We start from the raw sequence: 11883 nt of genomic DNA, 5'->3' as shown, positions 1-11883 counted from the left end.
ATTCGGAGCCCGGGGGCGGCCGCCGAACGATACGACCGCATTTTATTGCAGCTCTTGAACAGAGACCCCCACGGGCGTCCAGAACGCTTCCGGGACTTGGGTGAAACCTTTTGGTTGCGGCTGTTAGGCCGCCTTAGGGATTATGGAATTTTACCAAATGATGTCTCATCCCACCAATTCCTTAATTCCTCAATTCGGAATTCCTAAGTAGGGTTCTGATCTCAACGCGTTACCGAACGTCTGAGAGATAATCTCTCAGAATGAAGGGCCTAACATCCAACATCGAACGTAGAATGGCGAAGGATGGCGCTCACGACACCAGATGCTTTTTATCAAAAGGATAAATTGTTGCGAATAAGGAGATCCTGCCATGACAGAACTGATCCCCTGGATACATGATGAGATAAACAGGATGAAGAAGGACATGGATCAGCTCCTTAACCGGTGCTGGCCCGACGTCGGTGCAGACCTGTTGATGGGAGGTTTTTCCGGAGGCATTTTACTGGAGATCACCCATACCGATGAGGCCCTCACCATCAGAGCGGTTATCCCCGGAGTGGATCCCGCAGACCTGGATATCTCGGTCACGGATGAGAAACTGACGATCAAAGGGTGCAAAAAAGAGACCTCTGTTGAAGGAAGCGGTTATTATCAGCGAGTGGAAAGGAAGCTCCGGTCTTTTTCCCGTACCGTTCCGCTCCCGATCCGTGCACGAATCGATAAGATCAAGGCGACCCTTCAGGGGGGCATATTGAAAATCGTGGTGCCTAAATGGAAACCGAGAGAGACCTGCAAAATTCGAGTGGAGATATATTGAACCCGCAGACGAGAGTGGATCAAGCGGAAAGTAGACTCCCGGGTATTATGGAACTTGGAACATTCGTTTTGGACTGATTCGCACCTGTTCCGCTGAACTTCCGATGGAGGATTCCGTGGGAACAGCATTCTCAGGGGTAGGGAGTTTCGACGTTCTTTTTCAAGTTTTCACCAAAGTTAAGGAGATCGACAATGGCAAAAAAAAGCACTTATCCTGAAGTCCCTGTGGAACATCTCAGATGGAGGCTCGATCCTGCCACCCTTCCTTTTGAAACCACTGATGATCTGGAACCGCTGAAGGAGATCGTCGGACAGAAGCGGGCGGTTGAGGCCTTCAAATTCGGTATGGGCATAGACAGACAAGGGTACAATGTCTTCGTAACAGGGATGCCCGGAAGCGGCAGGATGACCACTGTCAAGAAACTACTGGAGGAGATATCCAAGAAGGACAAGGTCCCGGACGACCTCTGCTATGTCAATAATTTCAAGAACCCGGAAGCCCCCATCCTGATCCGCCTCGAGGGAGGCGTCGGCATACAGTTTAAGAAAGAGATCAGCAATTTCATCGAGGCGCTGAAGAAGCAGATCCCCCAGCTTTTCGAGAGCCAGGAATACATCAACATGAAAAAAGAGATCATGGAGGCGTATGAGGCTAAGGGGAAGGCCTTCTTCAAGAATCTGGATGAGCGGGTGAAGGGGGAAGGCTTTGCCCTGGTGGACATCCAGATTGGTCAGATCAAACGGCCGGAGGTGATGCCGCTGGTAGACGACAAGCCGATCCACATTGATCAGGTGGAGGCGATGGTGGAAAAGGGGAGGTTCCCTAAAGATGAATTTGAGACCATGAAGGAAAAACACAGCCAGCTCCGGGAAGAGATCGACCAGATCTTTCTCATGCTCCGGGACCTCCAGAAAGAGGTCCAGGAAAAGGTGGAAGAGATGGACCGGGTAACCTTCATAAAAACCGCGTCGGATTTGGCGGCCCCGATCTTTGAAAAATTTCAATCCGAGTCCATCCAGGAATACCTGAAAGCGATGCTGGAAGATCTGGCCGACAACCTCCAGATCTTTAATCCGCAGCAGCAGGCCCAGATCCCTGGCCTTCCTATGATGATGGTGCCGGAAGGAGAGCGGTTCCAGCCCTATCAGGTCAACCTGCTGGTGGACAACAGCGATCAAAAGTCCCCGCCCATTATTGTGGAAAGCTACCCCACCTATCGAAACATCTTCGGAAGTATTGAGCGGATCGTGGACAGGGCCGGCATATGGCGCACCGATTTCAGCAAGATCAAACCCGGGTCGCTGGTCAAGGCCATGGGGGGGTACCTGGTCATCAATCTCTTGGACGCCATTGTGGAACCCGGTGTATGGCAGGCCCTTAAAAGGGCGCTTAAGAGCGAGCAGCTCGAGATCCAGACCTATGATCCCTTCTATCTCTTCACTACGACCGGGCTCAAACCGGAGCCTATCGATCTGAATGTCAAGGTAGTGGTCATTGCCGACGCCTATCTTTATCATCTCCTTCTCATGTACGATCAGGACGTCAATAAGGTGTTTAAGGTCCGGGCGGATTTCGATACGTCCATGGAAAAAAACGAGACATCCATCCAGCATATCGCAGGTTTCGTAAAGATGAAGACAGAGGAAGAGCATCTCAGGCCGTTTGACCGGGGCGCAGTGGCGGCCCTGGTGGAACATGCCGTCCGGATGACGGGAAGACAGGAAAAGGTTTCCACCAGTTTTCCCGAGATCACCGACTTTATCCGGGAAGCCGATTTTTTCGCCGGTCAGAAGGATCTGAAGACGGTGGCGCAGGAGCACGTGGAAGCGGCGATTTCAGCCAGGAGATACCGGTCCAATATGGTGGAGGAGCATATCCAGGAGATGATCGACCGGGGGACCCTGATGATCGATATCGACAAGGAGGTCGTGGGTCAGGTGAACGGGCTCGCGGTGTATTCCTTAGGGGATTACATGTTCGGAAAGCCCTCCCGAATTACAGCCTCCACCTCCATGGGAAAGGCCGGCATCATCAATATCGAACGGGAAGCGGACATGTCCGGCAATACCCACAACAAGGGGGTCCTGATCCTGGGCGGCTATCTCCGGAAAAAATTCGCACAGAACAAGCCGTTGACCATGAGCGCCAGCATCGCCTTTGAGCAGTCTTACGGGGGTGTGGACGGCGACAGCGCCTCATCCACTGAGATCTACGCCCTCCTGTCGAGCCTGTCTGAAGTCCCCATCCGGCAGTATATCGCGGTCACCGGGTCGGTCAACCAGAAGGGCGAGGTCCAGGCCATCGGCGGGGTTAACGAAAAAATCGAAGGATTCTTTGACTGCTGCCGCAAAATGGGGGCCGCCAACAAGCAGGGGGTCATGATCCCGGAGAGTAATGTCAAGGACCTGATGCTCCGCAAAGATGTGGTGGAGGCGGTGGAAAAGGGCCGTTTTCACATCTATCCGGTAAAAACCATTGACCAGGGGATTGAGATCCTTACCGGAAAGAAGGCAGGAGAAAAAAATGAAAAGGGGGCCTATCCGAGGGGGAGCATCAATTACCTGGTGGACCAAAAGTTAAGTAAACTGGCCGAGGGGCTTAAGGACTTCGGCAACGATAAAGAGGACGATGGGAAAAAGAAAGGGACCCGGAGCACGAAAAAGAAGGGGGAGTAAGGAGCAGGGAGCAGGGGGCGGGGGGAAGGCAGTAGGGACTAAGCAGTAAGCAGTAGGGAGTAGGCGTAAGGAGAAGACTTATATCCAGTAGCCATGACCATGAACCCGTACCCAATGCCCAATGTCGAGTCCCCCATATCCCTTTCGAGTCCCATCGAGGAAAAGATCGCCTGGGCGCGACGCAATTATGAGAGATTCGGAGAGGCCCTCCTCAAGGAGAGGGGGATCGCCGGTCTCTTGGAAAACCTGAGAGAAGCCGTTGCCGCCTCCCGGCAAGAGATGGCCCAAACCGGCATTGCTGAGATATGCCGGCGGTGTGACCGGGAGGAGGGTGGATCGTGCTGCGGGGCCGGCATAGAAAATCGGTATGATGTCTGGCTCCTTCTGATCAATCTCCTCCTCGGGACGCATCTTCCCGAAGAGAGATACCACCCCGATGCCTGCTTCCTTTCAGGCGCGGACGGGTGTCTCTTGGCGGCCCGTCATATCATCTGCATCAATTTTCTCTGCAAAAACGTAACCGATCAGGTCGACCCCTGCAGGATAAGCGCACTTCGGGAAAAAGAGGGAGCAGAGGCGAATGCCCTCTTTATGCTCCATGAGCGTATTAAGAGCGTGTTGAAGACATGGACCTGAACATCCGGAACAGCCTCGCCAGGATCGCTGATTTTTATGACCGGAGAAAGGTGGGGGATTCGGGTCCTCTGGGCTTCAGGAGGTCCACTGACCTGAAGACGCTCCTTGCGTGCGCGGATCGCCTGATGAAGGAAAAGATCATCGTCCCGGATAAGACCGCATTCCTGGATCTGGGATGCGCAGACGGGAGGGTGAATCTTTTCTTCAGCTATCTGGTCAGGCTGTCGGTCGGCATCGAGCTGGATGAATGGACCCTTGAGGAATACAATCCATTGCGGTCTCAACTGGAAGCATTGCTGAAAAAGGAAGGGCTTCGGCCCCCCCCGGAAAATATCTTTCTCTTTCACGGCGATTCCACTGACCGGCGGCTTCACGATTCGGTGGCCCGCAGCACAGGCCGGGGGATTGAGTCGTTTCATCTCTTTTACACCTATCTGGTCATGCATGACGCGTTTGCAGAGATGCTGGCGGAAAGGGCCCGAAAGGATGCCGTTTTCATGGTCTACGGGCTCCACAAGATCCTGCCGCAGTACCCCGGCTTCCGTCTCCTGCGGCATCTCAGCCCGATGGAGGGGATCCTGGCCATCTATCAAAAGATATAATTGCCCCGCGATTAAAGGACCTTTCTATCCTGTCTCCCGGTTGCCGGTATCCAGAGGTTGAGTTCAGGACCCTTTCGGATGAATGAAGATATCCGACATATCAATATTGCAATTTTTATGAATAAAAGCGTTGCAGGATCGCTATGGGAGTCGCAACGCCCTTGCTTTTCCTCGACGTCTTGTCCCAATGTAACCTGCTGATATTTAGATGTTTGCCGGCTGACCAGCTGTTCGATGGGTACCGTGGCATACTACTTGCGATAGCCGGGCCGTGGTATGCTCTTATTGTTGCGGATGAGGTTCCGGGCAGTGGGAGGGTCGGGAAATTTCTCTGCTCGACCGGCGCCGTGACAAAAGAGCGCCGTTGGTTTAAGGGCATCTATTTTCCGAACAGAATCTGTTATGGGATCAAGGCTGCCCGGTTCCAGGCGGAATAGGAGGCTGGGTGGCAGATGATATCGGAATGATTAACATGGATATCATTCTCTAATTTTAGCGCATAGGAATTCAAAAGAAAAACCGGAGGTTAATGTTTATGAAAATGGCAGGGAGTCAAAAGGATCAGCATCAGCAGCAGGATGTGGAGATAAAAGAAAGACTGGGACGGATAAAGAATAAGATATTGGTCATGAGCGGCAAAGGGGGCGTGGGGAAGAGCAGTGTTGCGGCCTATCTTTCGGTCGCCCTGGCCAAACGGGGCTACCGGGTAGGTCTTATGGACGTGGATCTTCACGGTCCCAGCATCCCGCGCATGTTAGGGCTCAAAGGAACCATCGGCCCGGCCACACGGGAGGGGAAGGCCCGCGCGGTAGAGTATCTTCCCAATATGGAGGTCATCTCCATCGAGCCCCTCATGGGAGACAATAAGGACGCGGCCACGATCTGGAGGGGACCGCTCAAGATCGGCGTTATCCGGCAGTTCATCTCGGACATTGAGTGGGACGATCTCGATTACATGATCATCGACTCCCCTCCCGGGACCGGCGATGAACCCCTGACCGTTGCCCAGACCATACCGGACGCAAAGGCCCTCATCGTGACCACGCCCCAGGAGATTTCGTTGGCGGATGTGCGAAAATCCATCAATTTCTGCCGTCAGGTCAATATGCAGATTCTGGGTCTTGTGGAAAACATGAGCGGGTTTATATGCCCCCACTGCGGAAAATCCATTGACATCTTCAAGACCAAGGGCGGGATGCTGACTGCCAAAAAGGAAGGATTGCGGCTTTTGGGGACCCTCCCCATTGAACCGCAGGTCGTGTCCAATGGGGATGTCGGCGATATGGGACTCCTGGATAACCCGGATCTTCCCATTACCCGGGAATTCAACAAGATCGTGGACGCGGTTATCGAACTTTCCGAAACCCGGAAGGCGACTGTTCCCGAGACCCCGAAGGAAGTCCCGGCCAGAAAGAAATCCTCGCCGGACGCGAAAATGATTGTGGTTCCGGTAACCGGAGGAAAGCTCGCGGCCCATTTCGGTCATTGCGAGCAGTTTGCATTTATGGAGACCCTGGACAGCAAGATTACGGGAACGGAGATGCGGACCCCTCCGGCCCACGAACCGGGGGTGATTCCCCAATGGCTCCATGAGCAGGGGGCCGACGTGGTCATTGTCGGCGGAATGGGCGAAAGGGCCCAGGAACTTTTGCGGGAGAAGGGGATCGAGGTTATCATCGGCGCCCCCATGGACGCGCCCGAGTCCCTGGCCCATCAGTATCTTTCCAAGTCCCTGGTATCGGGCGCCAATATCTGCGACCATTAAGTAAGGGGCAGGGGGCAGGGAGCAGGGAGCAGGGAGGGGGGCGTGAGGCGCAAGGAAAGAAGCTGAAAGCTCAAAGCTGAAAGGGAAAAGGCGTTATCGGGTATCAGTCAACAGCATGGCGCATGGGGCATAGCGACATGGGTTGACGAAACCCGATAGACCCGATGAACTCAATAAACGCGACAAACCCCAATATCCGGTCCCGAATCCTGCGGGATCTGTGCTTCGCTCCGACCAGCATCGAGTATCCAATATCGAGCAACAAGTATCCAGTATCCAGTATCCAGTATCCAGAATCCAGTATCCAGCATCCAGTAAGGAGTCAGGCATGATTATCAGTATTGCAAGTGGAAAGGGGGGGACGGGGAAAACCACGGTGGCCACCAATATGGCTGTTTCCGTGGGGTCCAATGTCCAGGTCCTGGACTGCGATGTGGAGGAGCCCAACGCCCATCTCTTTCTCCACCCGACGATTGAAGAGGTCCAGACCGTTACCACCCCGGTTCCCGAGGTGGATGTAGAAAAATGCAATCTGTGCGGGAAATGCGGCGAGATATGCCAGTTCAAAGCCATTGTGGTCATCGGTGAAACCGTGTTGCCGTTTCATGAATTGTGTCACAGTTGCGGCGGATGCATGGAGGTATGTCCTGAAAAGGCCATTACAGAGGTCGGCCGGGAACTGGGCGTGATTGAACGGGGACAGCGAAACGGGATAGAGTTCATCCACGGCAGGCTGAGGATCGGAGAGGCCATGTCGCCCCCCCTCATCCGAAAGGTGCGCGAATATGCCCGGCCCGGCGCATTGACCATCATCGACGCTCCTCCCGGGACCTCATGTCCGGTGATCGCCTCCATGAAGGGTGCGGATTTTGTCCTGCTGGTGACCGAACCGACGCCCTTCGGCCTGCACGATCTCCAACTGGCCGTTGGGGCGGTTCGCATCCTGGATATCCCCTGCGGCCTGGTCATCAACCGATCCGACATGGGAGACGACAAGGTGTGGTCCTATGCGCAACAGGAGGATGTCCCCATATTAATGGAGATTCCTTTTAACCGGCAGATGGCCGAGGCCTATTCAAGGGGGGAGATGATCGTGGAGGCGATGCCCGAATGGAAAGAGAGATTCCTGGACTTATATCATCGCATCGAAAAACTCGCTGCATGAAAAAGGAGCTGTTTCAATGAAAGAAATTGTTATCATCAGCGGTAAGGGAGGTACGGGAAAGACGAGCGTGGTTTCGGCATTTGCCTCATTTGCCGAAAACAAGGTCCTCTGTGACGCGGACGTGGACGCGGCCGATCTCCATCTGATCATGAATCCGGAGATCCGGGAACGACACGATTTTCAATCCGGATATACCGCAATCATCAATCAGAACAAGTGCACCGAATGCGGCCTGTGCAGGGATCTGTGCCGATGGAATGCCATCAGCGAGGATTTTGTGGTGGATTCCATCGAGTGTGAGGGGTGCGGCGTCTGCTATTACTTCTGCCCTGAAAAGGCCATCGACTTCCCTCTGAATACCTGTGGGGAGTGGTATCTTTCAGAGACCCGTTTCGGACCCATGGCCCACGCCCGTCTGGGGATTGCAGAGGAGAATTCCGGGAAACTGGTCACCCTGATCCGCCAGCAGGGGCAAAAGCTTGCGGAAGAAAGAAATCTGGACCTCCTCCTTACCGATGGACCCCCGGGAATCGGTTGCCCGGTCATTGCATCCCTTGGAGGGGCTGCCGGAGTGCTGATCGTAGCAGAGCCCACGGTTTCGGGCCGGCACGACATGGAGCGGGTGGCCGAATTGGCGGCCTTTTTCAAGATTCCCGCAATGGTCTGTGTCAACAAGTTCGATCTGAATCCAGAACAGGGAGAGGCGATAGAGGCCTTTGCCCGAGAGAGGGATGTGCGCGTGATGGGGAGGATCCCCTTTGATCCGACCTTCACCAGGGCCATGGTTCAGGGGCAGACCATCGCAGAGTTTGACAGCGGGTCCGAAGGGTGCCGGGCGGTACTCAAGTTATGGGAAGATCTGACAGGCGATCTCGGCATTTGACCGTGAGCCCTTCCCCGTTCCGCGCTCCGGGTTCCGCCTTCGCAAAGGAGAGTCTACCCGTCAAGGTCCTCTTTTATAGAGGGCTGCCGAACATATAAGCACGATTTCCACCCCCCAGGGGGGCGGGGGGATGTCAACCTGAAAAACCACCCACGAAACCCCTCCAAATTGCGGGGTGAAAGGAGGTAGCCATCATGCCGAGAGGAGACGGAACAGGGCCCAGGGGTAAGGGACCCGGGACAGGAAGAGGTATGGGCGGAGGCGGTCAAGGACAGGGCGGCCGAGGGCTGGGGGGCGGTTCTGCAGCAGGTCCGGGGGGCAATTGCGTCTGCCCCGGCTGCGGGGAGAAAACGGCCCACGAACTGGGCGTCCCCTGCTCTGAGCAGAAATGTCCCAAGTGCGGCGCCGCCATGACGTGGGAATAGGGCCGCCCCGTGGGACTGTTTAAAGTTGGCGCCGGGTCAGAGAAGGCAATCGATTGCAGAAGGACCTATCTGGATTGCCTTCCCTGTTTTCTGTCCCAGGCCCTCAGGGCCGCGCGGATAGCGACCGATGATGAGGCGCTGATCAAGCGGGTGCTGGATGAAGTCGGAAGGATGCTGGGGGATCTCCCTCTGGAAAGTACGCCCCCGGAGAGCGGGAGACGGATCTACCAAAAAGTGGGGGAGATCACCGGGAACCGGGATCCCTTCAGAGTCCTGAAGGATGAGGGCACCCGGGAGGCACTGGCATTGTACCCCTCGCTCAAGGGCCGGGTCGAGGCGTCTTCCGACAGGCTCGCAACAGCCATCCGGCTGGCCATTGCCGGGAATGTCATCGATTTCGGTCCGCACCGGGCCTTTGATCTGGAGCGGGAAATCGAGATGACGCTTGAAAATGCCCCTGCCATATGGGATTATCCCGCCTTCAGAAATGTCCTGTCCAGTGCCGATGAAATCCTCTATATCGGAGACAATGCCGGGGAATGCGTCTTTGACCGGATCCTGATAGAGGAGCTGAAAAAACCGGTGATTTATGCGGTAAGGGAGGTCCCGATCATCAATGATGCCACCTGCGAGGATGCTGTGCAGGCAGGCATTGATCAAGTGGCGACCATTGTATCTTCAGGAACTGACGCCCCGGGGACCATCCTCCACACGTGCAGCAGCGAATTTAAAAAGATCTACACCCGCGCCGAATGCATTATCAGCAAAGGCCAGGGGAATTACGAGGCCCTTTCCAGTGAGAAACGTCCCATCTTCTTTCTCCTGAAAACAAAATGCCGGGTCATTGCCGAGGATATCGACGTTCAGGAAGGCGATATTGTCTTGAAGATGGTTTGATTTTGGCCTATACTTCATTGCCGTTTACCCTGACCCGGATAAACCGGGATTGAGCAATTGAGGGATTCAGAACAGACCAAGCCCTGACGGGGGGTAGTCCGTTTCCTGACAGTCCATAGGAAAGGTTTCTTTGTGTCTCAGCGGCGTTGTGTGAGAATATTTATTTTGTTTCATCGGGGTAATTTGCAGTGGGGATTTTGGGAATTGTCCGATGATGGGAGTCAAGACTTGTGACAACAGAGAATTATTACGGCGTTCTCGGGCTGAGGCCCGACGCGTCGGCTGAAGAAATCAAGAAAATTTATAGTGAACTCGCCGTAAAATATCATCCTGACACAAACCACGGCGATCGCGGGAGGGAAGAGCGCCTGAAGGAAATCAACCAGGCCTATCATGTACTGGGAAATGAAGAAAGACGGAGGCGCTATGATCTCCTGACCAGGGGGCCTTTTGAAAATATGGGTTTTCACCGCAATGGTCTTGATGACGACCTTATCAACCTTCTGTGGAGATTCTCTCAAATGGGCGCAGGCGCCGGTCGGGCCGGCGGGTGCAGGGGAAGGGGTTTCGGCAAAAGAGGGTGCGGCAGGTGGAAGAGATGACGTGCGACCGGACAGTATGTCCCCCGACACGTAACACCCATCCCATCAAGCGATCATGGAGGATTTCCATTGCAGGATAAAAACCACAGAACCATCAGTTACCTGCGGCTTTCCGTTACGGACCGGTGCAATCTGAGATGCATCTACTGCATGCCTGAAGAAGGCATCCGGTTCATGCCCCATTCCGACATTCTTACCTATGAGGAAATGCTCCACCTTGTCCGGCTTTCCGTTCAACAAGGGATTCGAAAGGTGAGGGTCACCGGGGGCGAGCCCCTGGTGCGTAAGGGATTTACCGGTTTTCTGGATAGTCTCTGCAGGATTTCGGGTCTGGAGGAGGTCGGCCTGACCACCAACGGGGTACTTCTTAAGCGTTACGCTGCCGACATCAGAAGGTGCGGCATCTGCCGGATCAATGTAAGCCTCGATTCTCTGAAACCGGAGCGCTTTTTCCACATCACCGGAAGGGACTGTTTTGAACAGGTATGGGAAGGAATCGAAGAGGCGGAACGTGTGGGGTTTGACCCCATCAAGATCAATGTGGTGGCGATGAAAGGGGTAAATGACGACGAGATACTGGATTTCGCAGAACTGGCCGTAAAGAAGCCCTACCGCATCCGATTTATTGAGCTGATGCCCGTGGGCGGGGGAAATGGGTGGGCCCCTGATAGGTTTATATCTACGGATGAGATTTATCAGCGTCTCCAGACCATGGGAAATTTATTGCCCGTCAAATCCCACCCCCATGACGGACCCGCACAGAGGTTTAAGATTGAAGGCGCTCAGGGAGAGATCGGTCTGATAGGCGCCTTGAGTCATCATTTCTGTTCGATTTGCAACCGGCTGCGCCTGACTGCCGAGGGAAGCCTTCGAGGATGCCTCTTCTCGGATGAGGAGACGGATCTGAAGACCCCGCTCAGGGAGGGGAGGGGCGATGCGGCGCTCCTGCGGCTCATCGAGTGGACCATTGAAAATAAGCCCGAGGATCATGGGTTGCTGGTCCAGGGACCTCGAAAATGCGTTCGTCAGATGCACAGTATCGGAGGATGAGGGCTGGATACTGGTCGTAGCGAAGCGAAGATCCCGCAGAAGTCGGGAATACTGGATGGTGGATCAAGAGATCTTTTTAATCCGGGAGCAGGCATCCGGGATTTGTCAGACAGGACCTGCACACAGGCCTTGGGCCTGACGGATAGGCGCCAAAAAATTTTGTTCACAAACACGATAGAGTCTTTGTCTGTAATCCCGCCTTGCGGGACAACGTGCGAAGAAGTTTTCCCGTGGGGGTCTCTGCCTCCCGCCCAGGAGGCGGGACAAAAACCGAATACAGCTCCTGGGGACGGCAGCAGGGCTTTACAATACAGTCTGTTCCAGCCCCAAGTACAGCCTTTCATGGGACGGTATGTCCTTGCTGCC

Annotated in this window: 11 protein-coding genes; all 11 read left to right on the top strand. The window is 54.6% G+C overall.

What is annotated here, in order from left to right:
- The first annotated feature begins 370 nt into the window (after positions 1–370).
- Positions 371–817 carry an Hsp20/alpha crystallin family protein gene (locus K9N21_23125; protein ID MCF8146809.1) on the top strand — a complete coding sequence of 149 codons (447 nt, stop codon included), beginning with the start codon at positions 371–373 and terminating at the stop codon, positions 815–817.
- Positions 818–1008: 191 nt separating this feature from the next.
- Entirely contained in the window at positions 1009–3492 is a 2484-nt protein-coding gene (locus K9N21_23120; protein ID MCF8146808.1) for an AAA family ATPase, read from the top strand.
- Between the two features lie 99 nt (positions 3493–3591).
- Entirely contained in the window at positions 3592–4128 is a 537-nt protein-coding gene (locus tag K9N21_23115) for a hypothetical protein (protein ID MCF8146807.1), read from the top strand.
- Positions 4119–4730 (top strand): hypothetical protein, encoded by a 612-nt coding sequence (locus K9N21_23110; GenBank protein MCF8146806.1) that lies wholly within the window; start codon positions 4119–4121, stop codon positions 4728–4730. The genes K9N21_23115 and K9N21_23110 overlap by 10 nt, the downstream gene beginning before the upstream one ends.
- A gap of 541 nt (positions 4731–5271) precedes the next feature.
- Positions 5272–6495, top strand: a complete 1224-nt coding sequence (locus K9N21_23105; protein MCF8146805.1) for a P-loop NTPase — start codon at positions 5272–5274, stop codon at positions 6493–6495.
- Positions 6496–6823: 328 nt separating this feature from the next.
- On the top strand, positions 6824–7660 hold the full coding sequence (locus K9N21_23100; protein MCF8146804.1) for an ATP-binding protein: 837 nt from the start codon (positions 6824–6826) through the stop codon (positions 7658–7660).
- A 16-nt stretch (positions 7661–7676) separates the two neighbouring features.
- Positions 7677–8543 (top strand): 4Fe-4S binding protein, encoded by an 867-nt coding sequence (locus K9N21_23095; protein MCF8146803.1) that lies wholly within the window; start codon positions 7677–7679, stop codon positions 8541–8543.
- A gap of 194 nt (positions 8544–8737) precedes the next feature.
- Entirely contained in the window at positions 8738–8968 is a 231-nt protein-coding gene (locus K9N21_23090; protein MCF8146802.1) for a hypothetical protein, read from the top strand.
- A gap of 48 nt (positions 8969–9016) precedes the next feature.
- Positions 9017–9865, top strand: a complete 849-nt coding sequence (locus K9N21_23085; GenBank protein MCF8146801.1) for an ARMT1-like domain-containing protein — start codon at positions 9017–9019, stop codon at positions 9863–9865.
- A 230-nt stretch (positions 9866–10095) separates the two neighbouring features.
- Entirely contained in the window at positions 10096–10467 is a 372-nt protein-coding gene (locus K9N21_23080; protein ID MCF8146800.1) for a DnaJ domain-containing protein, read from the top strand.
- Between the two features lie 69 nt (positions 10468–10536).
- Positions 10537–11517: a GTP 3',8-cyclase MoaA gene (gene moaA, locus K9N21_23075; GenBank protein MCF8146799.1), complete on the top strand. Its 981-nt coding sequence runs from the start codon at positions 10537–10539 to the stop codon at positions 11515–11517.
- Positions 11518–11883: the final 366 nt, after the last annotated feature.

This window comes from Deltaproteobacteria bacterium (assembly GCA_021737785.1).
GTDB lineage: Bacteria > Desulfobacterota > DSM-4660 > Desulfatiglandales > Desulfatiglandaceae > AUK324.
Note: the sequence above shows the minus strand (reverse complement) of the source record. Positions and strands in the feature narration are given on the sequence as shown.